This window comes from Azospirillum sp. TSO22-1, assembly GCF_003116015.1.
GTDB lineage: Bacteria > Pseudomonadota > Alphaproteobacteria > Azospirillales > Azospirillaceae > Azospirillum.
The window spans coordinates 1-26,174 of record NZ_LGQZ01000130.1 but is presented as its reverse complement, the minus strand read 5'-3'; the positions used below and the strand labels follow the sequence as shown (position 1 = coordinate 26,174).

Here is a 26,174-nt window from a genome sequence, read left to right as displayed (position 1 = left end):
GCGACTTCTGGATGTCGTTGTAGCTGTTCGTCATGGCGCCGTAGCCCCAGACGTTCGCCACGCCGGCCACCGTCGTCGAGTGACAGATGCGCGCCTGATGGTCGACGTTGTTGGTGCCCCAGAACGCCGCGAACTTGCGGAACAGGTAGGCCTGCTCGTTCGAGAACTTGGCGGAGCCGAGCCAGAACACCGAATCCGGACCGGAGGCCTCGCGGATGGCGAGGAGCTTGTCGCCGACCTCCTGGATCGCCTGGTCCCAGGAGATGCGGGTGTACTTGCCGTCCACCAGCTTCATCGGGTAGCGCAGGCGACGGTCGCCGTGCGCGTGCTCGCGCACCGCCGCACCCTTGGCGCAGTGGGCGCCCAGGTTCAGCGGGCTGTCGAACGCCGGCTCCTGGCCGATCCACACGCCGTTCTGCACCTCGGCGACCACCGTGCAGCCGACCGAGCAGTGCGTGCAGATGGTCTTCACCTGCTTGATGGGGGCGCCGGCCGGCGCCGCGGGGGCGGCGGCCTCGGCCTTGCGCACCATGCCCAGCGGCAGGCCGATCGCGGCGGTGCCGGCGGCGAGGCCGGACGAGCGCAGGAAGGCGCGGCGGTCGACGGTGGAACCGGTCAGGCCCGACACGGCCTTGGCGAGGGTGCGGCCCGCGCCGGTGGCGGCGGATTTCTTTTTCAGCATCGCGGGGCTCCTCAGAAGCGGGCGAGGGCGTAGGCCGTGCGGACGTGCTCCGTCTCGCGGTAGCCGGACTCCGGAGCGGCTTCGGCCGCCTGGGTGGGGGCGGGGGCGGCCGTCATGGCGGCGGCGACGCCCAGGGCGACGCCGCTGGTGGTGCGGAACAGGAAATCCCGTCGGTGGATGCCGGGCCGGCGCTCGTCGCTGTTCATCGGTTCGGACCTCGTCTCGTCATGCCCCAGGGTGGACCTCGGGCAGGACCGCACGCGCGACACCGGACAGGGCGGAGCGAAGCCATGGGCCTACGGCGACAGCGCCGGGCGGCGTGGACGCGCCCCGACGGTCGTCGAACCCTTGACCTGCAGCGTTATCGTTGCGACAGCGGACGAACGGAGGTTCGCCGCCGTGGGGATGCCGCGTTCGCCGCGAAATTTTTGTTTGTGAACCCGCTCTCTGGCCGGGAAGGCGTGTGTTTCCTACCCACCCGAAAGGTTAGCAGACTGACGGTTTTCGGGCACAGTCCGTCAATGGTCGGACAAATTGCCGAAAACCTCCCCCCGATGGGGGAGGGGGCTACAGCGCGCCCTCCACCGACACCGCGGCGTCCTTGAGGATTTCTGCGCTGCGCTTCAGCGCCGCTTCCTCCTCATCCGTCAGCGGCGGCATGACGGTGCCCAGCACGCCGCCGGCCCCGACCACCCGCGGCAGCGACAGCGCCACCTCCGGCACGCCGGCCACGTCCGGGTTGAGGATCGAGCAGGTGATCACCGCCCGCTCGTCGCCGCCGATCGCCGCGACCAGCCGCGCCAGCCCGCCGCCGATGCCGAAGGCGGTGTGGCCCTTGCCGTCGATGATGCGGTAGGCGGCGCGGCGCACGCCGTCGTCGATGGCGGCGCGGTCGCCGGCGGTCATCGGCCGGCCGGTCTGCGCGGCGAAGTCCTCGACGGCCAACCCGGCGGCGGTGGCGCCGGACCACAGCAGCACCTCGGAATCGCCGTGCTCGCCGACCACCACCGCGTGCACCGAGCGCGGCGTCAGCCCGAGCCGCGCCCCCAGCAGCGCCCGGAAGCGCGCGGTGTCGAGGATGGTGCCGGAGCCGACCACGCGTCCGGCCGGCAGCCCGGAGATGCGCGTGGCGATCTGCGTCATCACGTCCACCGGGTTGCTGGCCACCAGCAGCACCGCGTCGGGCGTCGCCGCCAGCACCTTGGGGATGATGTCGGCGTAGATGCGGGCGTTGCGCTCCAGCAGCTGCAGCCGCGTCTCGCCCGGCTTCTGCCCGACCCCGGCGGCCAGCACGACGACGCCGGCGCCGTCCAGCTCCGCGTAGTCGCCGTGGCGCACCACGGCGGCGTGGGCGAAGGGCACGGCGTGCGCGATGTCGTGCGCCTGGGCGAGCGCCAGCTTCGCGTTGGAGTCCACCAGCACCACCTCGCTGGCCGCGCCCGTCGTCACCATGGCGAACCCCGCGGTGCTGCCGACGAACCCCGCTCCGACGATGCCGACCTTCATGACGCGTCCCCCTCCCGTTGTGCCGAGCAAGGATGCGGTGGCGGTGCCGGCCCGGCAAGGGGGGCGAATTCAGGTTACCTCCCCCGTACGGGAATAAAGGTCTTGCACCCGTGTTCGTGCTGACAACGGGGCCTGTCCCCGCAGGACACACGGGTGGACGATCATGTCGAAGAGCAGCGGATTTCGGGTTCTGGCGGCCGGTGCGGTGGCCGCGGCGCTGGCCCTGGCGCTCCCGGCGGCGGCGCACGCCGACGGCTGGGATCACGGGCGCGGCCATGGCTGGGGACACCACAAGCACCACCGCGATGGCGGCGGTTGGGGCGGCTGGGGCGCCTACTACGCGCCGCCGGTGGTGGTGATGCCGCCCCCGCCGCCGCGCGTCGTCTACGCGCCGCCGCCCGCCTACTACGTCCCGCCGCCGCCGCGCGTGGTGTACGCCCCGCCGCCGCCGGCCGGCGTCAACATCGGTGTCTTCGTGCCGTTCCGGTAAGCCTTAGACGGGCAGGCGGATCAGCACGCGCAGGCCGCCGTAGGGGCTGTCGGACAGCGTGACGTCGCCGCCGTGGCTGTGCACCACGTCGCGCGCGATGGTCAGCCCCAGGCCCGCCCCGCCGGTCGCCTTGTTGCGCGAGGTCTCCAGCCGCACGAACGGCTTGAACACGTCCTCGCGCATCCTGGCCGGGATGCCGGGGCCGTCGTCCTCGATGACGATCTCGATCAGGTTGCGGCGGCGCTGGGCGCTCACCCAGATGTGGCCGGCGTGCCGGCGCGCGTTGGCCAGCAGGTTGGCCAGGCAGCGCCGGAAGGCGTTCGGGCGCAGCGGCAGCGCCAGGTCCTCCGCCGCCTCCAGCGTGACGTCGGCCCCCTCGCGCCGGGCGCCGGCGACCGCCTCGTTGAGCAGGCGCGACAGGTCGGTGGGCTGCACCGCCTCCGTCCCCTCGCCGCGGGCGAAGGCGAGGTAGCCCTCGATCATCGTCTCCATCTCGGCGACGTCGGTCATCAGCTCCTCGATCTCCGGCCCCTCGCCCAGCATGTCGAGCGCCAGCTTCATCCGCGTCAGCGGGGTGCGCAGGTCGTGGCTGACACCCGCCAGCATCTCCGTGCGCTGGGTGATCTGGCGCTGGATGCGCTCGCGCATCTTCAGGAAGGCGCTGGCCGCCTGCCGCACCTCCTGCGCCCCCTCCGGCTTGAAGTTGGGCACGTCGCGGCCCTTGCCGAAGCTATCCGCGGCGATGGCGAGGCGGCGGATCGGCCGGATCTGGTTGCGCATGAAGACGATGGCGATGGCGAACAGCACCAGCGCCGAGCCGACCATCCACAGGATGAAGATGTAGGTGGTCGGGCTGAACAGCCGCCGCTCCGGCGACATCACCGACAGCACGCCGTCCGTCATCTGCACGCGGATCTCGTACCACTCGCGCGCCACCTCGGTGTTGATGGTGAAGGGGCGGTGCACGCGTTCGTTCAGCGCCTGGCCCAGCGTCTTCTCCAGCAGGCCGCGCAGCTGGCGCCGCGGCTCGGCCAGCGTGTGGCCGGGCTCCAGCGTGACGATCAGGTCGCTGCTGCGCGCCGCCATGGCGATGACGCGCTGCCGGTTGTCCGAACTGGGGTCGCGCTCCAGCAGTTCCGCCACCATGGCGATGTCGCCGGCCACCGCGGTGGCGAGGCGGTTGGTCATGGTGTCCCAGTGCCGGTCGTAGAAGATCCAGGTCGCCACCGCCTGCGCCAGGATCACCGGCGTGACGATGATCAGCAGCGTGCGGGCGAACAGCGTGCGCGGCAGGAACCGCTTCAGCCCCGACGGTGCGCCGCCGGACGCCAGGCCGACGCGGGCCGAGGTCAGCTGCGTCTCGGCCGGCGCGGTCATGCGTCGGGCCTCAGCACGTAGCCCTCGCCGCGCACGGTGTGCAGGTAGCGCGGCTCGCGCGGGTCGGGCTCGATCTTGCGGCGGAGCCGCGTGACCTGCACGTCGATGGTGCGGGCGTTGCCGATGGCCTTGGCGCGCTCGGCCAGCTCCTCGCGGGTGAAGGTGACGCCCGGCTGGGCGGCCAGCACGCGCATCAGGCCGGCCTCCGCGGTGGTCAGGCGGATCACCTCCTCGCCGTTGCGCAGCTCGTCGCGGTCGGGCAGGTAGACCAGCGGCCCCAGCTTCACCGGCTGTGCCGGCGGCGGGGCCGGCGGCGGGGCGGCCTGCCGGCGCAGGATCGAGGTGATGCGCAGCACCAGCTCGCGCGGCTGGAACGGCTTGGCGAGGTAGTCGTCGGCCCCGGCCTCCAGCCCGGCGATGCGGTCGTCCGGCTCGCCGCGGGCGGTCAGCAGCAGGATCGGCAGGGCGTTGCTGTCGCGGCGCAGGGATTCGGTCAGCTCCAGCCCGCTCTCCCCCGGCATCATGACGTCGAGCACCAGCAGGTCGAAGGCGAGGCTCTGCAGCTTCGCCCGCGCGTCCGCCGCGTCGGCCGCGGTGGTCACCAGGAAGCCGTTGCCGGCGAGGTACTTGCGCAGCAGCTCGCGCAGCCGCGTGTCGTCATCGACGACCAGGATGTGGGGCAGGGACTGGACTTCTTCGTCGGTCATGGCCGGGACTATACCCGCGCCCGCGCCGCGCGGGTAGGGCGGCCTATCGCCGCCCCACGGCCCGCACGTCGCCCGGAGGGGCGAACTTCGCCCGGTCCTCGTCGTCCAGCATGCCCATCATCACCTTGCGGAAGCCCTGCACCGCCTCCGCCCCGGCGGTGCGGTAGGCGCGGGCGATGCGCTGGCGCTGCGTCTCCGACAGCTTGCGCTCCAGCTCGACGCCCTTCTCGGTCAGCTCCAGCAGGCGCTGGCGGCGGTCGCGCAGGCCGGTGGCCTGGGTGACGAAGCCCTGCCGCACCAGTTCGCCCAGCACGCGGGACAGGCTCTGCTTGGTGATCTTGAGGATCGCCAGCAGTTCCGACACCGTTATCCTGGGATGCCGGCCGACGAAGTAGATCACCCGGTGGTGCGCCCGCCCGAGTCCGAGCTGCGCCAGGATCTCGTCCGGCTCCGCGGTGAATTCCCGGTAGGCGTAGAACAGCAGCTCCATGCCCGTGCGCAGCTCCTCCTCGCGGAGGAATAGCTGGCTTGCGCCTGCCTTTATGTCAGCCATGTTGACGTAATCCGGGTCCGGATGTTACCAATTGGGTCAGCAATGCAGACATAAACGAACAATCCAGCCCGCGCAAGGAGAGGAACCCCACCATGACCATGATCCCGTTCGACGACCGCGACGGCTCCATCTGGTTCGACGGCGCCCTGGTGCCGTGGCGCGACGCCAAGATCCACGTCCTCACGCACGGCCTGCATTACGGCAGCTGTGTATTCGAAGGGGAACGGGTTTACAACGGCCGGGTCTTCAAGCTGACCGAGCACAGCACCCGCCTCGTCCGCTCGGCCGAGCTGCTGGGCTTCGGGATCCCGTACTCGGTGGCCGAGATCGACGCCGCCACCAACGCCGCGGTGGCCGCCGCGGGGCTGCAGGACGCCTATGTCCGCCCGGTGGCGTGGCGCGGCAGCGAGGTGATGGGCGTGTCGGCGCAGCAGAGCCGGATCCACCTCGCCATCGCGGTGTGGGCGTGGCCGAGCTACTTCAGCCCGGAGGCGAAGATGGCCGGCATCCGCCTGATGTGGGCGCCGTGGCGCCGCCCGGCGCCGGAGTGCGCGCCGACCGCATCGAAGGCCGCCGGCCTCTACATGATCTGCACGCTGTCCAAGCACGCGGCGGAGGCGCAGGGCTATCAGGACGCGCTGATGCTCGACTACCGCGGCCTGCTGGCCGAGGCGACGGGCGCCAACCTGTTCCTGGTGATCGACGGCAAGATCCACACGCCGACGCCGGACTGCTTCCTCGACGGCATCACCCGGCGCACCGTCATCGACCTCGCGGCCAAGCGCGGCATCGAGGTGGTCGAGCGCCACATCCGGCCGGAGGAACTGGCGACCGCCCAGGAGGTCTTCCTGACCGGCAGCGCCGCCGAGGTGACGCCGGTGAGCGAGGTGGGCGAGCACCGCTTCACCCCCGGCCGGGTCTGCGAGGCGCTGGTGCGCGACTACGACGCCTGCGTGCGGGGGTAACCCCGGCCGCCGCGGTGGGGATAGCCCCACCGCGGCCGGCGCCGCTCCGTCCGCTCCGTTGTTCCGCCGGCCCCCTCCCCGCAATATCGGGTGAGGATCTGCCCGGTCGGGGTGTCCCGCCGGGTGTCGGGATGGACGGAGGCGGCGATGCGGACTCGGACGGCGGCGTTTCTCATTGCTTCGACGGTGGGTCTGGCGGTGCTCGGTGGATCGGCGGTGAAGGCCGCCTCGCTGCTCGGGCGCACCGGCGGCAGCTTCGAGGAGCGTTTCTCCGGCTTCGACTCGTCGCGCTGGCAGCGCTCCGACGGCTGGAGCAACGGGTCCTACATGGGCTGCGGCTGGAGCGCGGGGAACACCATCGTGGCCAACGGCCACCTGTCCCTGTCGATCACCGACCAGCCGGTGACGCGCGAGCGCTATGCCTGCGCCGAGTACCGCACGCACCGCCACTACGGCCTGGGCATCTACAGCGTCAACCTGAAGGCGGTGCGTGCCGACGGCGTGATGACCACGGTGTCCAGCTTCACCGGCCGGCCGTTCGGCGACCCGTGGGACGAGGTCACCCTGGGCATCGCCGGCAAGGACACCACCAAGCTGGAGATCGGCTACGTCACCAACGGCGTCGGCCACCGCGACGTGATCGTCGACCTTGGCTTCGACGCCGCCAAGGGCTTCCACACCTACGGCTTCGAGCGGCGCCCGGACGGCATCACCTGGATGGTCGATGGAAAGCCGGTGCACACGGTGAAGGCGGCGCCGGCCGACCTGCCGCAGGCGCCGGGGCGGCTGTACCTGCAGTTGTGGAACGGCGTCGGCAACGGCCCGTGGCTGAAGGAGTTCCGCTATCCCGGCACCCCGCTGGTCGCCGAGGTCGCCTGGGTGCGCTACGAGGAACCGGCGGCGACGCTCAACAACTGAGGGGCGCCGTCACGTCTTCGGCGTCAATGGCGGGTTGGACCGCTGGAATGTCTGGGAAGCCGGCGGTGCAGGCTTCGGAGGGGTGGGCGGCTGCGCCGGAGCGCTCGCCGGCTTGGGGGCGTTATCGCTCATTTCCGTGGCTCACGGCTGCCGGCCATGCCCGCCTCCTTCACCCATGGAAGGCGCGCCCCCTTGATGAGATACTGGCTCTTGGGGGGCTCCGGCTTTGGCTGGGCCGGCGTTTTCTCCGGTGGCTTTGCCGTCGGCGGGTTTGGTGCTTGAGACATCTGGGCCTCCAGGAACTGGCGCGACGAAGGATGCAACCCGTCCATCGACAAATATAACGACGGCGATGGCGAATGAAAGCGTCAACGCCATGATGAGGCGTGACAGGGCCTGGGTGCGGGCGAACAGCCGCTTGACGTTGTTCGCGCGGGCGTTCATGGCGGCCTTTGCATACTCCTGGATCATCAGGTCGCGGAGATCACCGACGATGGCCCGTTCCAAGTCCGTGCCAGACAACCCGGCCGCGGAGTGAAAGGCCCGGATCTGCTCCGTCCAGGCGATGAGTTCGGTTTCGGGCGGCGGTATGATGTACGTCCGCGCCCGTATCGCTGCGAACAGGTGCCAGAGAACGCTTGCCAGGGTCCACAGGACGCCGCTCAGCAACGCACCTTCGAGCATAAGGACGTAGAAGCGGAAGGAAGACGGCGAAAACTCGAACGGCGGCAAGGCCTCGCCGGCCAGTCCGAGGAGGGTCACCGAAAGGGCCAGTGCCGTGGCGAAGAACGGCAAGCTCCGGACGACGTTCTCGTCCTGGTCCCATTCGCGCTTAAACGAGTCCGTGAACAGCTTTTCCAGGTACTCGGCGGCCGTAGGTTCCGCCATCGTGGCTTATCTCCGCTGCGTCGTAAACCGACGATAGCAGAATGCCGCGCGCTGCTCCCAGGCCCTTTCGTCACAGGTTGCGGAACCATCTTTGACGGGGTGACAGCGCTCGATTGCCCGGCCCATACTCCCGTCAGGGATGCACGGACCGCCGCGACCGATGAGCCAGCGCCACGCCAAACCGTTGAAGCTGCACCTGGTGCTGCTCGTGCTGGGTGCGCTGCTGCCGCTCATCGTGCTGGGCGGCTGGTTCATCGTCCGCGACGCCGAGACGCGCCGGCTCGACACCCGGCAGCGGCTCATCGAGACGACCCGCGCGCTCACCCTGGCGATGGACAAGCAGGTGGAGGCCTCGTTCGCCACGCTGCGCACGCTGGCCCACCTGCGCAGTCTGGTCGAGGGTGACTTCGGTCGCTTCGGCGATACCGTGAACGCCGTGCTGCGCGAGCGGCCGGAGTGGAGTTCAGTCCTGCTGCTCGACGGCTCCGGGGTGCCGGTGCTGACCGTCGCCCCCTCGCCGGACGCCGCGCTCGCCCGCGGCATCGACGCCGAAGTGGTGCAGCGCGTGATGCGCACCGGCGAGCCGGCGGTGTCCAACCTGCTGCATGGCGACGTGGTCCGGCGGCCGCTGGTGACGGCGGCGGCGCCGGTGTTCGTGCAGGGCGCGGTGCGCTACGTGCTGGCCGCCGGCATCGCGCCGGAGCGCCTCGGCGAGATCCTGTTGCAGCAGCGGGTGCCGGAGCGCTGGGAAGGCGCCATCATCGACGGCGCTGGCACCATCGTCGCCCGCGCCCGCAACCTGGAGGAAAGCATCGGCAAGCCGGCGGCGCGCTGGTTCGTCGATGGCAGCCGCGGGCAGGTGGAGGGCACGCTGACCGGCGACGGCATCGATGGCGGCCGGGTGGAGGTCGCCTTCCGCCGCTCCGCCCTGGGGCCGTGGACGCTGACCTTCGGCGCGCCGGCGGACGTGCTCGACGCCGGGCTGTTGCGCACGCTGAGCTACGGCCTGGCCAGCAGCGCGGCGGTGCTGCTGCTGTCGGTCGGGTTCGCGCTGGTGCTCGGCCAGCGCATCGTGCAGCCGATGCTGGCGCTGGGCCGCGCCGCGGACGCCATGAACCGTGCGGGTGACGGCGACGCCGCCATGCCCGAGGCGCCGGCCTCGCCGGTGGAGGAGGTCAACGCCGCGGTGGACGCCATGCGCCGCGCCGCGCTCCGCCTCGCAGACGTTGCGGCGGAGCGCGAGCGCCGGCTGCGCGACGACGCCGAGCGCACCGAGCAGGACTTCCGCCTCGCCATCACCGTCGGCCGGCTGATCGCCTTCCGTCTGGACGCTGGATTCCGCTACACCTGGGTCAGCGCCGGGCCGATGGGGCTGAACGCCGCCGAGATGCTGGGCCGCCGCAGCGAGGAGCTGTTCGAGCCGGCCACCGCGGCGGCGCTGAACGGCCTGTACCAGCGGGTGTGGGACAACGGTCGCGGCGGCCGCGTCGATGTGCCGGTGCGCGTTCCCGGCCGGGCGCACGAGCGCCACGTCGATCTGGCGGTGGAGCCGGTGCGCGGCACGACGGGCGCGGTGGAGGGGCTGACCGGCGTCGCTTACGACGTCACCGAGCATGTGCGCGCCCAGCGTGCGGCGGAGCGCGCCAACGACGCCAAGACCCGCTTCCTGGCCGCCGCCAGCCACGACCTGCGCCAGCCGATCCAGGCGTTGCGGCTGCTGCTCTACCTGCTGACCGAGAAGGCGGCGCCCGACCCGTCGCTGGTGCGCGTCACCGGCCGCATGGGCGAGGCGCTGGACAGCACCGAGCGCATGCTGGGCCGCCTGATGGAGTTCGCGGCGCTGGAGAGCGGCAAGGTGACGGTGGCCGGGCAGGCGTTCCGCCTGGACGAGCTGGTCGCCCGCATCGCCGCCGAGGCGACGCCGGAGGCGGAGCGCAAGGGCCTGACCCTGCGCGCCCGCACCTTCCCGTGCGCCACCGTGTCCGACCCGGTGCTGCTGGAGCGCATCGTCCGCAACCTGGTGTCCAACGCGCTGCGCTACACGCCGTCGGGCGGCATCCTGGTCGGGCTGCGGCGTGCCGGGCGCACGGTCCGGGTGGTGGTCTACGACACCGGCTGCGGCGTGCCCGAGGCGATGCGCGGAGTGATCTTCGAGGAGTTCCGCCAGCTCTCCAACCCCGAGCGCGACCGCGCCAAGGGCATGGGCCTCGGTCTCGCCATCGTGGCGCGCACGGCGGAGCTGCTGGGCCACCGGCTCGGCCTGCGCTCGCGGGAGAACCACGGCTCCGCCTTCTCGGTCGAGGTGCCGTGCCTGCCGCCGTCCACCGTGCAGGTGCAGCCGTCGTTCGACCTGCCGGCCCCGGCGGTCGAGGGCGCCAGCCTGCTGCTGGTCGAGGACGACCCGATGCAGGCGATGGCGCTGTCCTCGATCCTGGAGGGCGCCGGCTTCCGCGTGCTGGCGGCGAACGACTGGCGCTCGGCCGAGTGGGCGCTGAAGCGCGGTCAGCCGGACCTGATCGTCTCCGACTTCCGCCTGCCGGACGGCGCGTCCGGCCTGGACATCATCCGCACCGCGCGGACCCGCTACGACCGCTTCATCCCGGCGATCCTGGTGACCGGCGACACTCAGGCCGCCATCGCCGAGGAAGCGGCGCTGGAGGCCTGCGCCATCTTCCACAAGCCCTACACGCCGCAAGCCCTGGTCGAGGCGATCAACCGCCGGCTGGCCGAGGCGAGACGGGCCGGGGCGGAGGCGGTGGAGGCATAGTGCCCCCTGCGCCTCAGTTCGCCACCAGCTTGCGCGCCTTCGGACGGCCGTTGGTGCGTTCCCAGGCGTCGGCGGTGGTGATGAGGTTGCGGAACGCCTCGCCGTCGGTCAGCAGCGACGCCTTGAGCTTCGGGTCGAGCGGCTTCGGGTCGTTGTAGTCGTCCACCGGCATCTTGCCGCTGCGCACCTCGTCCAGCACCGCGTCGATGCTGGTGGCGGCGTGCATCGGCGTCTGCAGCAGCGTCAGCTTGTTCATCTTGCGATGGCCTTCCGGCTGGTGGCAGACCGTGCAGTCGGCGTTGCGGAAGCCGATCGCCATCTTGCGGTAGGCGGCGTCGAGCGCCGGCAGGTGCGGGTTGTCCGCGCTGTAGGCCTCGGAGAACAGCGTCACCACCGGCTGCGCCCCGCCCTGGTCGTCGCGCCACATCCACTCGCCGACGAAGGTCGGGCGGTCGATGTGGCCGTACGGGCCGCGGTTCTCGTCGGAGCCGGCGTCGGAGCGCGAGGCGTAGTACACCCGGCCGCTCCTGTCGAAGTAGAAGCGCAGCTCGTTCGCCGTCTCGTAGGCGTCCCACTTGTCGTTGGCGTTGGCGTCGCCGTCGGTGTGCCAGAACGGGTAGGGGTAGCGGCCCGGCGGCAGCGTGTTGCGGAAATAGGCCTGCACGGCGATGCCGCGCTCGCCGTCCGGCGCGGTGAACACCTTGGACTTCCCGGTGTACATGTACAGCGACATGTAGAGGTCCTGGTACAGGTCGCCGCGGAAGACCGAGGTCTTCTTGTCCTTCATGCGCTTGCCGGCCTGATCGCCGCCGAACTGGAAGATGTAGTCGCGCATGCTCGCCTCGGCCCCCAGCCCGATGGCCTTGCGACAGGCCTCGTGCGCCGCGGTGTCGCCCGGCGGCGCCATCGGGCAGGCCTTGGCCAGCGAGGCGGCGAGCGCCGCGGCGTAGGCCTCCAAATCCTTGATCTGCGCCGCGGCGGGACCGGCGGCGGAGGCAAGGGCGATCAGGGCGGCGGCGCACAGGCCGCGCAGCGGGCGAACGGAACGCATGGGCGGGGCTTCCTTAAGGGCGTGCGCGGGTCAGGCGGGGACGCTCGGGGTGGCGCGGTGCGGCATCATGGAGCGCAGCACGCCGTCCTTGCGGATCACCGCGTGGTAGCCGATGGCGGCGGCGGCGTGCGCGAAGATCAGCGCCAGCAGCCCGTAGGCGATCCATTGCTTCCAGGCGTAGACCATCCAGGCGAAGGCGCGGTCGTACAGCGCCAGCGCCGGGATGTCGGCGCCGAAGAACTTCAGCTCCATGCCCTTGGTGTCGACGAACAGCCAGCCGAGCAGCGGCGTGACGATCAGCAGCGCGTACAGCGCCAGGTGCGCGCCCGACGCGGCGAGGCGCAGGATCGCCGGATCGCCGGTGTCGTGCGCCGGCTTGCGCCCCAGGCTCAGCCGCCACGCCAGCCGCAGCGGCACCACGGCGAGCAGCAGCAGCCCCAGCGACTTATGCAGCGCGATCGAGCCCTTCACGATGCCCGGAAACAGCGCCAGCACGAAGATCGCCAGCACCAGCAGGAAGGTGATCCAGTGGAACGCGATGCTCACCGCGTCATAGGACTGGCCGGAGGCCGAGCCGCCGTTGCTCCGCATGGTACTCTCCCATCCCAGGACATGGCGCGGGTGGTTTTTGTCCTCGCGCCGATCAGGAAATCAGCGTAGCGGGGTAATCATTGCGGTGCAAGACGCCGCGCATCGGCCAAGTTGTATAGGACTCCCGTCACGAATACTTGCGTATTATTAACCGGAATTGATTCGGGGATTTTCCCGCCCATCACGACCCCGCACGGGCAAGCCCGCGCTCGACAGCCTCCCCCCGGATCGCCATATACTCGGTTCCCGTTCCGTACCCCGTAAGGCCCGGCCCGCCATGTCGCACCCCGTGCTCGAAGCCATTCCGCGCAAGCCACTCGCCCGCCTGGAGGCCGACCGGCCGCTGGAGGTGGTGTCGGAGTTCCAGCCTGCCGGCGACCAGCCCCGCGCCATCGAGGAACTGACCGCCGGCATCACCGGCGGCGACCGCGACCAGGTGCTGCTGGGCGTCACCGGCTCGGGCAAGACCTTCACCATGGCGCACGTCATCCAGAAGGTGCAGCGCCCCACGCTGGTGCTGGCGCCCAACAAGACGCTGGCCGCGCAGCTCTACGGCGAGATGAAGTCGTTCTTCCCGAACAACGCGGTGGAGTACTTCGTCTCCTACTACGACTACTACCAGCCCGAGGCGTACGTTCCGCGCACCGACACCTACATCGAGAAGGAATCCTCGATCAACGAGCAGATCGACCGCATGCGCCACTCGGCGACGCGGGCGCTGCTGGAGCGCGACGACGTCATCATCGTCGCCTCGGTCAGCTGCATCTACGGCATCGGCTCGGTCGAGCTGTACGCCGAGATGACCGTCGACCTGAAGGTCGGCATGACCATCGCCCAGCCCGAGCTGGGCCGCAAGCTGACCGAGCTGCAGTACAAGCGCAACGACGCCGCCTTCGGCCGCGGCCTGTTCCGCGTGCGCGGCGACACGCTGGAGCTGTTCCCCGCCCACATGGAGGACCGCGCCTGGCGCATCTCGCTGTTCGGCGACGAGATCGAGGCGATCCACGAGATCGACCCGCTGACCGGCGAGAAGCTGGCCAGCCTGGAGGCGGTGCGCATCTATCCCAACAGCCACTACGTGACGCCCAAGCCGACGCTCCACCAGGCCATCGAGCAGATCAAGCGCGACCTCAAGCTGCGCCTGGAGGAGCTGACCTCCGACGGCAAGCTGCTGGAGGCGCAGCGGCTGGAGCAGCGCACCACCTTCGACATCGAGATGATGGCGGCCACCGGCTCCTGCGCCGGCATCGAGAACTACAGCCGCTACCTCACCGGCCGCGCCCCCGGCGAGCCGCCGCCCACCCTGTTCGAGTACCTGCCCAAGGACGCCCTGCTGATCGTCGACGAGAGCCACGTCATGGTGCCGCAGGTCGGCGGCATGTACCGCGGCGACTACATGCGCAAGTCCGTGCTGTCCGACTTCGGCTTCCGCCTGCCCAGCTGCAAGGACAACCGCCCGCTCAAGTTCGAGGAGTGGGAGGCCATGCGCCCGCAGACGGTCTTCGTCTCCGCCACCCCCGGCAACTGGGAGCTGGAGCGCACCGGCGGCGTCTTCACCGAGCAGGTCGTCCGCCCCACCGGCCTGATCGACCCCGAGGTCGTCATCCGCCCCACCGAGACCCAGGTGGACGACCTGATCCACGAGTGCAAGCTGGTCACCGCCCAGGGCTTCCGCGTGCTGGTCACCACCCTGACCAAGAAGATGGCCGAGGCGCTGACCGAGTACATGCACGAGGCCGGCCTGCGCGTCCGCTACCTCCACTCCGACGTCGAGACGCTGGAGCGCATCGAGATCATCCGCGACCTCCGCCTCGGCGCCTTCGACGTGCTGATCGGCATCAACCTGCTGCGCGAGGGCCTGGACATCCCGGAATGCGCGCTGGTGGCGATCCTCGACGCCGACAAGGAGGGCTTCCTGCGCTCCAAGACCTCGCTGGTCCAGACCATCGGCCGCGCCGCCCGCAACGTCGAGGGCCGCGCGCTGCTCTACGCCGACAAGATCACCGACAGCATGCAGTACGCCATCGACGAGACCAACCGCCGCCGCGAGAAGCAGCGCGCCTACAACGAGGCGCACGGCATCACGCCGGAGTCCGTCAAGAAGGCCATCGGCGACATCCTGGAGAGCGTCTACGAACGCGGCGACCACCTCACGGTGGACACTGGCGCGGAGACGGTGGGCCACAACCTGAAGGCCGTGATCGCCGACCTGGAGAAGAAGATGCGCGCCGCCGCCGCCGACCTGGAGTTCGAGGAGGCCGGCCGCCTGCGCGACGAGATCCGCCGCCTGGAGGCCATGGACCTCGGCATCGAGAACCCCTCCATCGGCATCTCGACCGGCCGCTACGCCCGCGGCGTCCCCGCCAACGCGCCGGGCGCGCCCTACAGCAAGTCGGGCAAGGCGGCGATCAAGGCGAAGAAGGGCCGGCGGTAGGGCTCCGCCCTCCCGCACCCACCCGCCAAGGGCCGGTCGGCCCTTGGATCCCGACTGTCTGGAGCGCCGCCCCCAATCCCCTCTCCCCCCTGGGGAGAGGGTTAGGTTGAGGGGGAAACCCTCTCCCGCCCCGGGAGAGGGAGGGGCCCGCGCGAAGCGCGGGAGGGTGAGGGTCCCCCCAAGGGTCCTAAGCCCCAGCCAGCCGCCGCACATCCCCCATCAGCATGCCGAGCAGGTCCCGGTCCGCGCAGGCCTCCATCCGCCAGCGCACGCACTCGGCCTTCCCGAACAGCCCGCCCCAGCTCGCCGGCCGGGCCTCCAGCAACCGCTTGGTCGCCACGTCGCAGGTCCGGTCTGCCGCATCCGAGCGCTCCCACGCCCGCTCCACCGCCTCCGTGTCGCCTTCCACCCTGGCGAGCCGCGCCGCCGCCGCCGCCAGCGCATCCGACTCCCAAACCGAGCGCTCCCACGCGCGGAACAGCGCTCCCTCCGCCGGATCCGCCCCCGCGGCTCCCCCGGCGATCAGCACGCCTCCGCCGCCCGTCAGCAAAGAACGGCGAGACAAAGACATGGTTATGCTATTCTCGGGATCAGCCATGATCCAAGCTCCTGTTAAGCTGGGTTGTGGTCAGGCCGGGTGTGGGGAGCTTTCACCTTCCCCGCTCGGCCGCCTTGCCACTGTCGCGTGACGCAGCGTTGATATTTTGCCCGCTATGCGGTATTCCGGCAAGCTGAAACGTGGTGGGGCCAGGCATGCTGTCGGCCCGTTGCGGGGCGGCCGGAGCCGCTTTCGGCTTTAAATGGCATCATCGGGAAATGGCATCATCGGGAAATGGCATCAGCGGGATTTCTCTGTATTGCTGTTGCAGCTACCCGAGTTGGAGGATGAGGCATGCCTTTGATCATTTTTGAATCCGGTGAACTGAAGGCAGAAGTCAGGGCTGAGCTGATCCGGCAATTGACCGATGTCTCCGTAAAGGTCACCGGGATTCCGAAGGAGCTTTTCTTCGTATCGATCCACGAACTGCCGGATGAGCACATCGCCGTGGGTGGCGTCACCGTCAAGGAATTGAAGCGCAAACTGGCCGACCAGCGTGCGCAAAACGATGAGTTGGCTTCTGTGTCGGAAGGCTGATCCACGCGGCTTTGCGTGCGATGGCCGGGCGCACTCCCGCCGGCGCACGCTGACACCGACTATTGAGATTTTTGTCCCTTCATGATAGGAATAAAAACTAATTCCTATCATGAAGGCTCTCCGCCCATGCCCGGCTACGACCCCGTCGAAAAGTACCGCGACCAGCCGCCCCCGCCGCGCACGCGCAAGCCCGGCCACGGCGACTACGCCCGCAAGGAAAAGGACCACGAACCCCAGACCGTCCCGCTGGCCAACGACGGCGTCCGCATGGGCTATCTCGACGAGCCGCCGCGGGTGAGCGATCAGCTGGTGCCCGGCTCGCGCTTTTCGAACGAGGATTGGGAGCGCGCCGCCTACATGATCGCCTCGGGCTGCGCCATGATCCAGGTGGCGAAGGCCATGGGCGCCAGCCGCGCCACCATCTGGCGGGCCTACACCACCTCGAAGGACTTCCGCGTCCGCATCTGGTGGGAGCGCCAGCACCTCATCCGCGAGTCGAAGGCGCGCATCCGCTCGCTGCGCAACATGGTCGCCACCCAGCTCGAGCACGCGGTGCTCAGCGGCGACATGACCACCGTGCGCTGGCTGGCCGACCGGCTCGGCATGATGGGGCTCGACGCCGCCGACCCGCCGGACGACGATCCCGGCGCCTTCCGCGGCGAGTTCTGCCCGCCGCCCGAGGTCGTCCAGCGCGAGGCCGACAGCATGGAATCGGGCATGGAGGGCTATCGCGGCCTGACGGCCGACGAGGTCATGACTCCGCCGCTCACGGTGGACAACCTGCCGTGAAACCGACCGCCGTGCGGCGTTTCATAGCGTTTCATAGAGTATCATCGGTGGCCGCGCCCAGGCTGCGGGAGCGGCGGGGAGGGCGGCGGTCAGACGCTCGTCGACACGCCGTGGCCACGGACCCCGTAGGCGTTGCCGCGCCCGTTTCCGTAGCCCGAGCGCTCCTGCGCCCGCTGGTACACCTCCAGCACCGCGGACTGGTACGACGCGGCGGTCGCCGGGGCGTTGCCGGAGCCCTGGCCGTTGCCATTGCCGTGGTCGTCGTCGTTGCGGCGGGTGTTGAAATCGCTGCGGCCGATGCCGTGCCCGTTGTTGCCGGTCAGGAACTGCGCCAGCAGCTGGCCCAGGTGCAGGCCGTTGTTGCCGTGATTCCGGTCGTGGCCGTAGGCGTGGCCATGGCCGTGGCCGTGGCCACGCCCGTCGTCGTCATCGTCCGTCGGTGGGGGAGGCGGCGGCGTGGTGGTGCCGGTGCCGCCGGTGGAGCCCGTTCCGCCAGTGGAGCCGGTATCACCCGTCGAGCCGGTACCGCCGGTGGTCCCGTTGCCGGACGTGGACCCCGTACCGCCCGTCGTTCCCGAACCCGAGGTCGAGCCCGTGTCGGTGGTGGTGCCGGAACCGGAGGTCGAGCCGGTACCGCCCGTGGTGCCGGAGCCCGACGTGGTCCCGGAACCGGTCGTTGTCCCGCTGCCGGAGGTGGAACCGGTCCCGCTGCCCGTCGTCGAGCCCGTGGAGCCCGTGGTCGAGCCGCTGCCGGAGGTGGTCCCGCCGCCCGTGGTGTCGCCGGTCCCCGACGTGGTGCCGCTGCCGGTCGTGGACCCCGTGCCCGTCGTGGAGCCGGTGGTGCTGCCGGAATCGGTGCTGCTGCCGGAGCCCGAGGTGGTTCCGGAACCCGTCGTAGTCCCGCTGCCGGTCGTAGACCCCGTGCCCGTCGTGGAGCCGGTGGTGCCGCTGGAACCGGTGGCGCTGCCGGAATCCGTTGCAGTCCCGCTGCCGGAAGTGGAGCCGCTCCCGCTGGTGGTCCCGCTGCCCGTGGTGCTGCCGGTCCCCGACGTCGTGCCGCTGCCGGTCGTGGATCCCGTGCCCGTCGTGGAACTGGTGGAGCTGCCGGTGCTGGTGCCGCTGCCCGAAGTCGTCCCGCTGCCCGTCGTGGAGCCACTGCTCGCCGAGGAGCCGGTTCCCGTGCTCGCGTCGGTGTTCGTGTTGCCGCTCGCCTGCGCCTCGACGGCCGTCGATCCGCTGACCGGCGGGGTGGTGGTCGGCTGCGACGCCTGATAGAAGCGCAGCTTGTCCGCGGTGGTCAGCTGCGACCACATGTTGAGGCGGCCGGCCTCCGACACGTTCTTCCCGGACAGGTAGGCCGAGGCGGGGACGGCGAGGTTGACCGCGCCCGAGCTGCCGGTGCCGCCGGTCGTCCCCGTGCCGCTGGTGGAACTGGTGCCGGTGGTGCTCGTGGTGCCGCCGGTCGAGGTCGCCGCGACCGGGTTGCTGATCACCTGGCCCTTGATGATCGTCGGCGCCGCGGTGCCGCTGGAGGCGGCGTTCAGGTAGCGCTGCTTGTCCGCGTCCGTCAGCTGCGACCACAGGCTCACCCTGCTCGCTGCCGAGACGTTCAGCCCCGACAGGTAGGTCGTCGGAGGCGTTGCGGAAATGGTTGCCATCGCGTGCCTGATTCTCCCGTCGCCGATCCGCCTGCGCTTCGGTCGGCGTACAACGTTCACTTACATTTCAAATGCAATTCAAATCTGTCAAGCTTCCGTTGCGACTTGGGAAGGGATGAGCGCTGCGACCTCGGGAGAGTGGCGTCTCCTCCCGCATTGACGGCATTTCCATAAAATGCAATACATCTATGCAAAATGTCTCATGGCGCGTTGTGCGATTTCGGGGTAGGGTGGAATGATTCCCGAAGTCGGAAAAACTCCAGCTCGGACGTAGGGCCATGGTCTCCACACCTCCAGCCAGCTACCTGTCAAGCGGCGTCACCGACCTGAATCGCCAGTCGCTGTGGAACGCACTGACCGCTGAGCAGCAGGCGAAGTACACGAACGGCTCGTCCACCGGCACGTCGGGGACGTCCGGTTCCGGCAGTTCGACGTCCGGCACCTCCGGCACCTCCGGCACGACGACGAGCGGCGGCAAGGTCTTCGTCTCGCAGGGCACCAGCACGACTCAACTGTCGGGGGCCGCCTTCGACAACCGTACCGACGCGCGGTCCGCGGCGCCGGGCTCCGACGTCGTCACCGGTTTCTCCAAGCTGTGGACCAGTGACGCCGCCTTGCAGGCGCAGCTCACCGCCTTCACCGACCCGGACACCGGGGCGACCAGCGCCGTCAACGGTGGCGCCATCTTCGTCAAGGTCCGGCAGGGCACCTCGGCGGCGGGCGAGCGGCCGTACGACGGCAGCGCCGGCGAGTTGCTGGTCAACGACGGCCGGCTGCAGCACGGGCAGAACCCCTACGGCTTCTTCAGCGACGACCCGGCGCTGGCCGAAACCCCGTTCGTCAAGATGGACATCGACGCCAGCGGCTTCGTCACCAAGACGCCCTGGAGCGCCGACACCGGCAAGAGCTACGGCGAGTGGCTGAAGAACGCCAGGTACGCCTACGACCAGTACGAGACGCAGGTCAACCAGCAGCAGACCGCCGTGCTGAAGGACTTCGGCGGCACCGCGTCCGTCGGCCTGCTCGGCTTCGACGTGAACAACAACGGCTACATCGACAGCGAGAAGGAGCTGTTCGGCTTCGACGGCGGCCTCAACCTCGACAACATGCCGCCCGGCGCCACCGAGGTGACGCCGATGACCATCATCGAGAACGGCAGCAAGACCGCCACTACCACCTTCAGCTTCCTGACCAACGGCCACCTGACCGGCGATCCGCTCGACGCCAGCCAGTCGGAGGAATCCCGCGCCGCGAACAAGGAATACTACCGCCGCTTCATGATCCTGACCGCCGATGGCAAGTCGAACAGCGTCCTGCAGTCGTCGATCGGCTACAACGCGACGACCGGCCAGTATGTGACGGCGCAGACGCAGTTCAGCTTCACCGACACCGGCGCCACCCTCACCGCCGTCGCCCAGAACGGCTTCAAGGTGACGGCCTAGCCGGCGCCGCCTCCGGCGTTGAGGTTCCGCCACGCCGCGACACGGTGCCGCAGGTCGCGGCGCCGTTCCTGCTCGCCGTGCGGCGCGACGTCCCAGACCCAGCCGAGGTCCGGCGGCGGCAGTGCGGCTCCCCACAGCGAATCCGCCCGCGCCACCACGTGGCCGTTCTCGACCCATTCCGTCTCCACGTCGGTGAACAGCGCCGCCACCGGCGCGCTGGTCCGCAGCCACGCCACATGCCCCTCCACCAGCGCCCGCGCGAACGCCGTCCGCTCCGCCTCCGCCACACCGCGCCTTTCCAGCGCCTCCATCGGCAGCAGTGGCAGCTGCGAGAGCAGGTTGCACGACACCGCCGCGTCGAACCACCCGAGGTCCGGCGGCGTCCCGACCGCCGGCTCGCCGGCCAACACACCGGCCAGCGCTCCGCTGAGGTCCGCCTCGACGAGCGTGACGTTGCCGAATCGCCGGGCCTGCTGCCGCGCCGCGCGGGGGTGGACAAGGTCGGCCAGCACCACCTCGCCGAAGCGTTCGGCCAACTCGGCCAGTGGGACTTCGATCAGCCGGCCCGACCCGGCGACCAGCAGCCGTCCGCCGTTGCCGACGGCCTCCAGCGTGAAGCGCCGCGCCTCGGCCACGTGCGGCGCCCAGGCGTGGCGCTGGCGGCGGTGCCGAGCGCCGAGCGCCACCGCCTGCGTCACGTAGCCCAGCCGGCGCGCCAGCGGCGAGGCGGGGGTGGTCAGGTATTCCCACACCTCGCGCAGCATGCCGAACCATCCGACTTGACCTGGGGACGGGGCAGGGTACCTATGGCCCCATGGGTGAGATCAAGCGGAAAGCGGCCCTGGTGACTGGGGCCGGCAAGCGAATCGGACGGGCCATCGCGCTCGACTTGGCGGCGCAGGGCTGGGCGGTGGGCGTCCACCACAACTGCTCGCACGCGGACGCCGAATCCGTGGTGGCGGAGATCCGGGCGACGGGCGGCCGTGCCGTCGCCGTCGCCGCCGACTTGACGGTGGAGGCGGAAGTCCAGACGTTGCTGCCGGCGGTGACCGAGGCGCTGGGCCCGCTGACGGTGCTGGTCAACAACGCTTCGCCCTTCGTCCGCGACGAGGTCGACAGCGTTACCCGCGAGTCGTGGGATCTGCATATGGAGGCCAACCTGCGCGCGCCCTTCGTGCTGACGCAGGCCTTCGCCGCGCAGTTGCCGGAGGGCGACTATGGGCTGGTCGTCAATCTGCTGGATCAGCGGGTGTGGAATCTCACCCCGCACTTCGTCTCCTACACGCTGTCGAAGGCCGGGCTGTGGACATTGACGCAGACCATGGCGCTGGCGCTGGCCCCGCGCATCCGCGTCAACGGAATCGGCCCCGGTCCGACCCTGCGCAGCGAGCGCCAGTCCGAGGCGCAGTTCGCCGCCCAGCAGGCTGCCACGCCGCTGAAGCGCGGCTCTGCTCCGGAGGAGATCTGCGCCGCCCTCCGCTTCCTGATCGCGGCCCCGGCGATGACCGGCCAGATGATCGCGTTGGACGGTGGCGAGCACTTGGGCTGGGCGCAGGCGTCGCGCGGCTTCGTGCCGTCGGAATAGCGGCCGTTCTACGGCCTCCGGCAGGGATTCTTTACCGTACGGTGACGGCGCGGGAATTCAGGAGCGCAGCCTTTTACACAGGCGTCCCCCGTCCTGCAAGGGGCCATGTGGTCCCCGTGACAATTTTATGAGGGGGCCTCCCCATCGCGTCTTGACAACCGGCAAACTCAGCAAAATCAACATCTTGCCAAATTTGCCTAAAAAATATGCATCTCTTGGCCGACCCTTGCGGCGCCTTGCTGCGGGGTGAGTCCCGAAGGGGTTATCGACACACTTATCCACAGGAACGGTGGATAGTCCCTGGCCATCGGTGAGTCGGGGGTATTAACGCTTATGGTGAGGGGACGGTTGACCACAACCCCATGGTCGCCGACATTCCGGGGCATGTCAGCCCCCGTCGCCGATCCGCCCGAGCCTCCCGTCGAATCCAAACCGCGCCGCCGCCGCGTGTCCGATCTGGCGCGCGGGGTGGAGGTCATCCAAGGCTACCTGAAGACGCTGCCCGCCACGCCCGGCGTCTACCGCATGTGCGCCGCCGACGGCGCCGTGCTGTACGTCGGCAAGGCGAAGAACCTGAAGCGGCGCGTCTTCAACTACACGCAGGTCAACCGCCTGCCGATCCGCCTCCAGCGCATGGTGGCGGAGACCGAGACCATGGAGTTCGTCAACACCCACACCGAGGTGGAGGCGCTGCTCCTCGAATCGAACCTGATCAAGCGGCTGATGCCGCGCTACAACGTGCTGCTGCGCGACGACAAGTCGTTCCCCTACATCATGATCACCAAGGGGCACGACTACCCGCAGCTTCTGAAGCACCGCGGCAGCCGGGGCGCGGACGCCTCCTATTTCGGGCCGTTCGCCTCGGGTTCGGCGGTGACGCGGACGATCACGGCCCTGCAGCGCGCCTTCATGCTGCGCAACTGCGCGGACACCATCTTCAACAGCCGCACCCGGCCCTGCCTGCAACACCAGATCAAGCGCTGTACCGCGCCGTGCGTCGGCCGCGTGACGCCGCAGGAGTACCAGGCGCAGGTTGAGCAGGCGCGCGCCTTCCTGTCCGGCCGCAGCCGCGACATCCAGGGCGAGTTGGCGCAGCAGATGATGCAGGCGTCGGAGGACCTGAACTTCGAGACCGCGGCGCAGATCCGCGACCGCATCAAGGCGCTGACCGCCATCCAGGCGCACCAGGACATCAACATCGAGGGCGTGGTCGAGGACGCCGACGTCATCGCCGCCTACGCCGAGGGCGGCTCCACCTGCATTCAGGTGTTCTTCTTCCGCGGCGGGCGGAACTACGGCAACCGCGCCTACTTCCCCAGCCACGACAAAGCGCAGGAGGTGGAGGAGGTGTTGGCCGCCTTCGTCGCGCAGTTCTACGACAACAAGGCCGCCCCGCCGCTGATCCTGGTCAGCCACGAGCTGCCCGAGTCCGACCTGCTGGTCGAGGCGCTGTCCCTGCGCGCTGAGCACCGGGTGGAACTGGCCAACCCGAAGCGCGGCGACAAACGCCGCATCCTCGACCACGCGCTGACCAACGCCCGCGAGGCGCACGGACGACGGTTGGCCGAACACTCCTCGCAGATGCGCCTGCTGGAGGGGGTGGCCGAGGTGTTCGGGCTGGACGGCCCGCCGAACCGCGTCGAGGTCTACGACAACAGCCACGTGCAGGGCGCCTTCGCCATCGGCGCGATGATCGTCGCCGGGCCGGACGGCTTCACGAAGAACGCCTACCGCAAGTTCAACATCCAGACCGAGGGCGCGGCGGGAGATGACTTCGCCATGATGCGCGAGGTGTTCCAGCGCCGCTTCGCCCGTGCGCTCAAGGAGGATCCGGAGCGCGTCCGCGGCGCTTGGCCGGACCTCGTGCTGATCGACGGCGGCCTGGGGCAGCTGAACGCGGTGCGCGGGGTGCTGGCCGAGCTGGGGATCGACGACGTACCGCTGGTCGGCATCGCCAAGGGGCCGGACCGCGACGCCGGGCGCGAGCGGTTCTTCCTGCCTGACCGCGCGCCGTTCCAGCTGGAGCCGCGCGACCCGGTATTGTACTTCCTGCAGCGGCTGCGCGACGAGGCGCACCGCTTCGCCATCGGCACCCACCGGGCGCAGCGGGCCAAGGCCATCACCAAGTCGCCGATCGACGAGATCCCCGGCATCGGCCCGGCGCGCAAGCGCGCCCTGCTGCACCATTTCGGCAGCGGCAAGGCGGTGTCGCGGGCCGGTCTGGCTGATCTGGAGGCGGTCGAGGGGATCAATCGGGCCGTTGCGAAAAAGATCTACGATCATTTCCATCCGGATGGTTAGAATGCCCAGCGCTTGAGCACCCACCGCCCTCCTGCCGCCGGGACCCATGCTGACCAGTCTGCCGAACCTGTTGACGCTGTCGCGCATCGCGGTGATTCCGCCGGTGGTCGGGCTGTTCTACGTGCCGGAGGCCTGGGCGGCCTGGACCATCTGCGGCCTGTTCGCGGCGGCCTGCATCACCGACTATTTCGACGGCTATCTCGCCCGTGTGTGGGAACAGGAGTCGGTGATCGGCAAGTTCCTCGACCCCATCGCCGACAAGCTGCTGGTGGCTGCGGTGCTGATCATGCTGGTCGGATTCGGGCGCCTGACGGGCGTCTCGGTGCTGGCGGCGGTGGTGATCCTGCTGCGCGAGGTGCTGGTGTCGGGCCTGCGCGAGTATCTGGCGGGGCTCAACGTCGGCGTGCCGGTGACGCGGCTGGCCAAGTGGAAGACCACCATCCAGATGCTAGCCATCGGCTTCCTGATCGTCGGCGACTACGGCCCGCCCGAGATTCCCTCGGTGCTGATCGGCACGCTGGGACTGTGGGTGGCGGCGCTGTTGACCTTCGTGACCGGATGGGACTACACCCGCGTCGGCCTCCGGCACATGATGGCAGCACCACCGCGGCGGCCCCCCCACGCCACCAAGACGACGGCCCGTTCCGCATGAAGATCTTCGGTTTGACGGGGTGGAGCGGCAGCGGCAAGACGACGCTGATCGTGAAGCTCCTGCCGGCGCTGATCGCGCGCGGCCTGCGCGTATCGACGCTGAAGCACGCCCACAAGGGCTTCGACATCGATCATCCCGGCAAGGACAGCCACAACCACCGTCTGGCCGGCGCCACCGAGGTGGTGGTCAGCTCCCCGACGCGCTGGGCGGTGATGCACGAGATGCGCGGCGAGCCGGAGCCGACGCTGGAGGAACTGATCGCCAAGGTCACGCCGGTGGACCTTCTGCTGGTCGAGGGCTTCAAGCGCGACCGCCACCCGAAGCTGGAGGTGTGGCGGCGGGAGGTCGGCAAGCCGCTGATCGCGGTGGACGACCCGACCATCGTCGCGGTGGCCAGCGACGGCCCGGTGCCGGAGGTGGACGTGCCGGTCTTCGACCTGGACGACGCCGAGGGCATCGCCGCGCTGGTGGTGGAGCGCGCGGTTCCCCTGCGCTAGCGGCTGGCGACCAGGACGCCGCGGTCGTCCTTGCGGCAGAGGTCGACCAGGGAGGCGTAGTTGTCGCGAGTCCCCAGCGCGGCGCCGGGGACGATCAGCCGGGCGCAGGATTGCGGGGAGTGGACCTTCCACGGCGGCAGCAGCGCCAGCACACCCGTTCCCATCCGCCCGCCGTCCGGATTGCCGACCCGGTACAGCGCCTCGTGCAGCCCGTCCTGCATCGCGCAGGCGCCGAGCAGCAGGGTGGCGAGCACGGCCGCGCCTCTCATGGCGAGCCCCCGCCGCGCAGGCGGCGCAGCTCGTGGTGCAGGCGGTCGCGGTCGAGCACCAGCCGCTCAAGACGCAGCAAGTCATGGAGGGCGTTGCGGCCGCGCAAAATTCGAATCTGCCGGTCGACGTCTTCGATCTGCGAGACAAGGCGTCCTTCGGCCATGACGTCCTCCTGTAAGCAGCGGGCGAGTCCATCATGAGGATGGCAATTGTTCGGACGCAAGACGGCTCAAAAGCTTGCCTTTTACCAAAATCTGGCCGAACGGCGTAGGGACGCCCACAAGCCCTTGGGATTGCTGGGGCGCCTCCACCCTTGGGAGGGGCCGCCAGGAAAAGGGAGGAGGGCGGCGACCGGCGGTCCGGACGCGCGCGTTGCTCGCGGCGCGGGGGCGTATTAGGTTTACCGTCAAGGCAGCGGCGGGCGCGGTGAGCAACAGGGCGGTGATGGTATCCAGCAGCATCAGCGGGCAGGAGGGCGCGTTCCGCTCGGAACGGCAGCTCGCCGCGGTGGCCGCCGCGCTGGCCGGCGCCCCGAGCCCCAAACACGATCCCGACGCCGACCCGGCCCTCGTCGCGCACGCCCGCGCCGCGATCCTGCGCGGCGAGGACCCCCTGGGCGAGGCGCTGATGACCCTTCGCAGCGCCGAGCAGCGCCGGCCGGACGGCGCCACCTACACGCCGTGGGAGATCGTCCACGCCATGACCGCCTGGGGTGCCGAGCACGGCGCGCCGGAGCGTGTGGTGGACATCGGCGCCGGCTCCGGCCGCTACCTGCTTGCCGCGGCGGACGCCTTCCCGGACGCGCGCCTGATCGGCGTCGAGCGCGACCCGCTGGCCGCCCGGCTGCTGCGCGCCAACCTCGCGGTGCGCGGGCTGGGCGGGCGGGCGACGGTGATCGTCGACGACTACCGCCGCG

The 26,174-nt window shown here is 69.9% G+C and carries 27 protein-coding genes; 13 read left to right on the top strand and 14 right to left on the bottom strand.

Annotated features, from left to right (window positions below; translation table 11 throughout):
- The 3 genes from TSO221_RS28335 to TSO221_RS28325 all read right to left on the bottom strand — a co-directional run.
- On the bottom strand, window positions 1-682 hold a 682-nt coding region (locus tag TSO221_RS28335), incomplete at its 3' end, for a molybdopterin-dependent oxidoreductase (protein WP_146208930.1).
- 11 nt (window positions 683-693) lie between these two features.
- Entirely contained in the window at window positions 694-888 is a 195-nt protein-coding gene (locus TSO221_RS28330; protein ID WP_109121861.1) for a formate dehydrogenase, read from the bottom strand.
- Between the two features lie 361 nt (window positions 889-1,249).
- On the bottom strand, window positions 1,250-2,188 hold the full coding sequence (locus TSO221_RS28325) for an L-lactate dehydrogenase (protein WP_109121860.1): 939 nt from the start codon (window positions 2,186-2,188) through the stop codon (window positions 1,250-1,252).
- Between the two features lie 163 nt (window positions 2,189-2,351).
- On the opposite strand from TSO221_RS28325, the gene TSO221_RS28320 reads away from it, so the two are divergent.
- Window positions 2,352-2,678 carry a hypothetical protein gene (locus tag TSO221_RS28320; protein WP_109121859.1) on the top strand — a complete coding sequence of 109 codons (327 nt, stop codon included), beginning with the start codon at window positions 2,352-2,354 and terminating at the stop codon, window positions 2,676-2,678.
- A gap of 3 nt (window positions 2,679-2,681) precedes the next feature.
- Here TSO221_RS28320 and TSO221_RS28315 read toward each other — a convergent pair whose 3' ends face one another.
- Genes TSO221_RS28315 through TSO221_RS28305 form a run of 3 tightly spaced genes read right to left on the bottom strand, consistent with a single transcriptional unit; the run spans window position 2,682 to window position 5,315 of the window.
- Window positions 2,682-4,055 (bottom strand): ATP-binding protein, encoded by a 1,374-nt coding sequence (locus tag TSO221_RS28315; protein WP_109121858.1) that lies wholly within the window; start codon window positions 4,053-4,055, stop codon window positions 2,682-2,684.
- Complete coding sequence (locus TSO221_RS28310) at window positions 4,052-4,762, bottom strand: response regulator (protein ID WP_109121857.1); 711 nt, start codon at window positions 4,760-4,762, stop codon at window positions 4,052-4,054. Before TSO221_RS28310 ends, TSO221_RS28315 begins: the two co-directional genes overlap by 4 nt.
- Window positions 4,763-4,805: 43 nt before the next feature.
- Window positions 4,806-5,315: a MarR family transcriptional regulator gene (locus tag TSO221_RS28305; RefSeq protein ID WP_109121856.1), complete on the bottom strand. Its 510-nt coding sequence runs from the start codon at window positions 5,313-5,315 to the stop codon at window positions 4,806-4,808.
- 92 nt (window positions 5,316-5,407) lie between these two features.
- On the opposite strand from TSO221_RS28305, the gene TSO221_RS28300 reads away from it, so the two are divergent.
- The gene (locus TSO221_RS28300; protein WP_109121855.1) at window positions 5,408-6,280 is read left to right on the top strand and encodes a branched-chain amino acid aminotransferase; all 873 of its coding nucleotides are present in this window, start codon (window positions 5,408-5,410) and stop codon (window positions 6,278-6,280) included.
- Between the two features lie 147 nt (window positions 6,281-6,427).
- Window positions 6,428-7,198: a family 16 glycosylhydrolase gene (locus TSO221_RS28295; protein WP_109121854.1), complete on the top strand. Its 771-nt coding sequence runs from the start codon at window positions 6,428-6,430 to the stop codon at window positions 7,196-7,198.
- A 141-nt stretch (window positions 7,199-7,339) separates the two neighbouring features.
- Here TSO221_RS28295 and TSO221_RS28290 read toward each other — a convergent pair whose 3' ends face one another.
- A complete protein-coding gene (locus TSO221_RS28290; RefSeq protein ID WP_109121853.1) occupies window positions 7,340-8,086 on the bottom strand; it encodes a hypothetical protein in 747 nt (248 codons plus the stop codon).
- A gap of 160 nt (window positions 8,087-8,246) precedes the next feature.
- Here TSO221_RS28290 and TSO221_RS28285 point away from each other — a divergent pair, with 160 nt between their 5' ends.
- Window positions 8,247-10,853, top strand: a complete 2,607-nt coding sequence (locus TSO221_RS28285) for an ATP-binding protein (RefSeq protein ID WP_109121852.1) — start codon at window positions 8,247-8,249, stop codon at window positions 10,851-10,853.
- A gap of 13 nt (window positions 10,854-10,866) precedes the next feature.
- On the opposite strand, the gene TSO221_RS28280 is transcribed toward TSO221_RS28285, so the two are convergent.
- On the bottom strand, window positions 10,867-11,904 hold the full coding sequence (locus tag TSO221_RS28280) for a hypothetical protein (protein WP_109121851.1): 1,038 nt from the start codon (window positions 11,902-11,904) through the stop codon (window positions 10,867-10,869).
- Window positions 11,905-11,934: 30 nt separating this feature from the next.
- Entirely contained in the window at window positions 11,935-12,495 is a 561-nt protein-coding gene (locus TSO221_RS28275) for a cytochrome b/b6 domain-containing protein (protein WP_109121850.1), read from the bottom strand.
- 277 nt (window positions 12,496-12,772) lie between these two features.
- On the opposite strand from TSO221_RS28275, the gene uvrB reads away from it, so the two are divergent.
- Entirely contained in the window at window positions 12,773-14,929 is a 2,157-nt protein-coding gene (uvrB, locus tag TSO221_RS28270) for an excinuclease ABC subunit UvrB (RefSeq protein ID WP_109121849.1), read from the top strand.
- A gap of 187 nt (window positions 14,930-15,116) precedes the next feature.
- Here the strand turns inward: uvrB and TSO221_RS35690 are convergent, their stop codons facing one another.
- Window positions 15,117-15,500 (bottom strand): hypothetical protein, encoded by a 384-nt coding sequence (locus TSO221_RS35690; protein WP_158284235.1) that lies wholly within the window; start codon window positions 15,498-15,500, stop codon window positions 15,117-15,119.
- 321 nt (window positions 15,501-15,821) lie between these two features.
- On the opposite strand from TSO221_RS35690, the gene TSO221_RS28260 reads away from it, so the two are divergent.
- On the top strand, window positions 15,822-16,064 hold the full coding sequence (locus tag TSO221_RS28260; RefSeq protein ID WP_109121847.1) for a tautomerase family protein: 243 nt from the start codon (window positions 15,822-15,824) through the stop codon (window positions 16,062-16,064).
- Window positions 16,065-16,190: 126 nt separating this feature from the next.
- The gene (locus TSO221_RS28255) at window positions 16,191-16,853 is read left to right on the top strand and encodes a hypothetical protein (protein ID WP_109121846.1); all 663 of its coding nucleotides are present in this window, start codon (window positions 16,191-16,193) and stop codon (window positions 16,851-16,853) included.
- 89 nt (window positions 16,854-16,942) lie between these two features.
- On the opposite strand, the gene TSO221_RS35685 is transcribed toward TSO221_RS28255, so the two are convergent.
- Window positions 16,943-18,511, bottom strand: a complete 1,569-nt coding sequence (locus TSO221_RS35685; protein WP_158284234.1) for a hypothetical protein — start codon at window positions 18,509-18,511, stop codon at window positions 16,943-16,945.
- A 278-nt stretch (window positions 18,512-18,789) separates the two neighbouring features.
- Between TSO221_RS35685 and TSO221_RS28240 the strand changes: the two genes are divergently transcribed.
- Window positions 18,790-19,953: a hypothetical protein gene (locus tag TSO221_RS28240; RefSeq protein WP_109121844.1), complete on the top strand. Its 1,164-nt coding sequence runs from the start codon at window positions 18,790-18,792 to the stop codon at window positions 19,951-19,953.
- Here the strand turns inward: TSO221_RS28240 and TSO221_RS28235 are convergent.
- A complete protein-coding gene (locus tag TSO221_RS28235) occupies window positions 19,950-20,717 on the bottom strand; it encodes a hypothetical protein (protein WP_109121843.1) in 768 nt (255 codons plus the stop codon). The genes TSO221_RS28240 and TSO221_RS28235 overlap by 4 nt on opposite strands.
- Window positions 20,718-20,767: 50 nt before the next feature.
- Between TSO221_RS28235 and TSO221_RS28230 the strand changes: the two genes are divergently transcribed.
- From TSO221_RS28230 to mobB, 4 genes are all read left to right on the top strand, one after another.
- Window positions 20,768-21,538, top strand: a complete 771-nt coding sequence (locus TSO221_RS28230; RefSeq protein WP_109121842.1) for an SDR family oxidoreductase — start codon at window positions 20,768-20,770, stop codon at window positions 21,536-21,538.
- 384 nt (window positions 21,539-21,922) lie between these two features.
- Window positions 21,923-23,839: an excinuclease ABC subunit UvrC gene (uvrC, locus tag TSO221_RS28225; protein WP_199229662.1), complete on the top strand. Its 1,917-nt coding sequence runs from the start codon at window positions 21,923-21,925 to the stop codon at window positions 23,837-23,839.
- A gap of 46 nt (window positions 23,840-23,885) precedes the next feature.
- Window positions 23,886-24,491 (top strand): CDP-diacylglycerol--glycerol-3-phosphate 3-phosphatidyltransferase, encoded by a 606-nt coding sequence (gene pgsA, locus TSO221_RS28220; protein WP_109121840.1) that lies wholly within the window; start codon window positions 23,886-23,888, stop codon window positions 24,489-24,491.
- Window positions 24,488-24,988, top strand: coding sequence for a molybdopterin-guanine dinucleotide biosynthesis protein B (gene mobB / locus TSO221_RS28215; RefSeq protein WP_109121839.1), 501 nt, complete (start codon window positions 24,488-24,490; stop codon window positions 24,986-24,988). The genes pgsA and mobB overlap by 4 nt, the downstream gene beginning before the upstream one ends.
- Here mobB and TSO221_RS28210 read toward each other — a convergent pair.
- Both TSO221_RS28210 and TSO221_RS35680 read right to left on the bottom strand, forming a co-directional pair.
- Window positions 24,985-25,257: a hypothetical protein gene (locus TSO221_RS28210; protein ID WP_146208929.1), complete on the bottom strand. Its 273-nt coding sequence runs from the start codon at window positions 25,255-25,257 to the stop codon at window positions 24,985-24,987. The genes mobB and TSO221_RS28210 overlap by 4 nt on opposite strands.
- Window positions 25,254-25,421: a hypothetical protein gene (locus tag TSO221_RS35680; protein WP_158284233.1), complete on the bottom strand. Its 168-nt coding sequence runs from the start codon at window positions 25,419-25,421 to the stop codon at window positions 25,254-25,256. Before TSO221_RS35680 ends, TSO221_RS28210 begins: the two co-directional genes overlap by 4 nt.
- Before the next feature lie 281 nt (window positions 25,422-25,702).
- Here TSO221_RS35680 and TSO221_RS28205 point away from each other — a divergent pair.
- Window positions 25,703-26,174, top strand: a 472-nt coding sequence (locus TSO221_RS28205; RefSeq protein ID WP_146208928.1) for an N-6 DNA methylase, incomplete at its 3' end; no start/stop codon positions are given.

Excerpts from the sequence above, each read along its gene's own strand:
- TSO221_RS28330 (WP_109121861.1), bottom strand. The coding sequence starts at position 888 with ATGAACAGCGACGAGCGCCGGCCCGGCATCCACCGACGGGATTTCCTG.
- TSO221_RS28295 (WP_109121854.1), top strand. The coding sequence starts at position 6,428 with ATGCGGACTCGGACGGCGGCGTTTCTCATTGCTTCGACGGTGGGTCTG.
- TSO221_RS35690 (WP_158284235.1), bottom strand. The coding sequence starts at position 15,500 with ATGTCTTTGTCTCGCCGTTCTTTGCTGACGGGCGGCGGAGGCGTGCTG.
- TSO221_RS28315 (WP_109121858.1), bottom strand. The coding sequence starts at position 4,055 with ATGACCGCGCCGGCCGAGACGCAGCTGACCTCGGCCCGCGTCGGCCTG.
- TSO221_RS28235 (WP_109121843.1), bottom strand. The coding sequence starts at position 20,717 with ATGCTGCGCGAGGTGTGGGAATACCTGACCACCCCCGCCTCGCCGCTG.
- TSO221_RS28320 (WP_109121859.1), top strand. The coding sequence starts at position 2,352 with ATGTCGAAGAGCAGCGGATTTCGGGTTCTGGCGGCCGGTGCGGTGGCC.
- TSO221_RS28310 (WP_109121857.1), bottom strand. The coding sequence starts at position 4,762 with ATGACCGACGAAGAAGTCCAGTCCCTGCCCCACATCCTGGTCGTCGAT.
- uvrB (WP_109121849.1), top strand. The coding sequence starts at position 12,773 with ATGTCGCACCCCGTGCTCGAAGCCATTCCGCGCAAGCCACTCGCCCGC.
- TSO221_RS28285 (WP_109121852.1), top strand. The coding sequence starts at position 8,247 with ATGAGCCAGCGCCACGCCAAACCGTTGAAGCTGCACCTGGTGCTGCTC.
- TSO221_RS35680 (WP_158284233.1), bottom strand. The coding sequence starts at position 25,421 with ATGGCCGAAGGACGCCTTGTCTCGCAGATCGAAGACGTCGACCGGCAG.
- TSO221_RS28280 (WP_109121851.1), bottom strand. The coding sequence starts at position 11,904 with ATGCGTTCCGTTCGCCCGCTGCGCGGCCTGTGCGCCGCCGCCCTGATC.
- TSO221_RS28290 (WP_109121853.1), bottom strand. The coding sequence starts at position 8,086 with ATGGCGGAACCTACGGCCGCCGAGTACCTGGAAAAGCTGTTCACGGAC.
- TSO221_RS28255 (WP_109121846.1), top strand. The coding sequence starts at position 16,191 with ATGCCCGGCTACGACCCCGTCGAAAAGTACCGCGACCAGCCGCCCCCG.
- TSO221_RS28300 (WP_109121855.1), top strand. The coding sequence starts at position 5,408 with ATGACCATGATCCCGTTCGACGACCGCGACGGCTCCATCTGGTTCGAC.
- TSO221_RS28230 (WP_109121842.1), top strand. The coding sequence starts at position 20,768 with ATGGGTGAGATCAAGCGGAAAGCGGCCCTGGTGACTGGGGCCGGCAAG.
- TSO221_RS28305 (WP_109121856.1), bottom strand. The coding sequence starts at position 5,315 with ATGGCTGACATAAAGGCAGGCGCAAGCCAGCTATTCCTCCGCGAGGAG.
- TSO221_RS28240 (WP_109121844.1), top strand. The coding sequence starts at position 18,790 with ATGGTCTCCACACCTCCAGCCAGCTACCTGTCAAGCGGCGTCACCGAC.
- uvrC (WP_199229662.1), top strand. The coding sequence starts at position 21,923 with ATGTCAGCCCCCGTCGCCGATCCGCCCGAGCCTCCCGTCGAATCCAAA.
- TSO221_RS28275 (WP_109121850.1), bottom strand. The coding sequence starts at position 12,495 with ATGCGGAGCAACGGCGGCTCGGCCTCCGGCCAGTCCTATGACGCGGTG.
- pgsA (WP_109121840.1), top strand. The coding sequence starts at position 23,886 with ATGCTGACCAGTCTGCCGAACCTGTTGACGCTGTCGCGCATCGCGGTG.
- mobB (WP_109121839.1), top strand. The coding sequence starts at position 24,488 with ATGAAGATCTTCGGTTTGACGGGGTGGAGCGGCAGCGGCAAGACGACG.
- TSO221_RS28325 (WP_109121860.1), bottom strand. The coding sequence starts at position 2,188 with ATGAAGGTCGGCATCGTCGGAGCGGGGTTCGTCGGCAGCACCGCGGGG.
- TSO221_RS28260 (WP_109121847.1), top strand. The coding sequence starts at position 15,822 with ATGCCTTTGATCATTTTTGAATCCGGTGAACTGAAGGCAGAAGTCAGG.
- TSO221_RS28210 (WP_146208929.1), bottom strand. The coding sequence starts at position 25,257 with ATGAGAGGCGCGGCCGTGCTCGCCACCCTGCTGCTCGGCGCCTGCGCG.
- TSO221_RS35685 (WP_158284234.1), bottom strand. The coding sequence starts at position 18,511 with ATGGCAACCATTTCCGCAACGCCTCCGACGACCTACCTGTCGGGGCTG.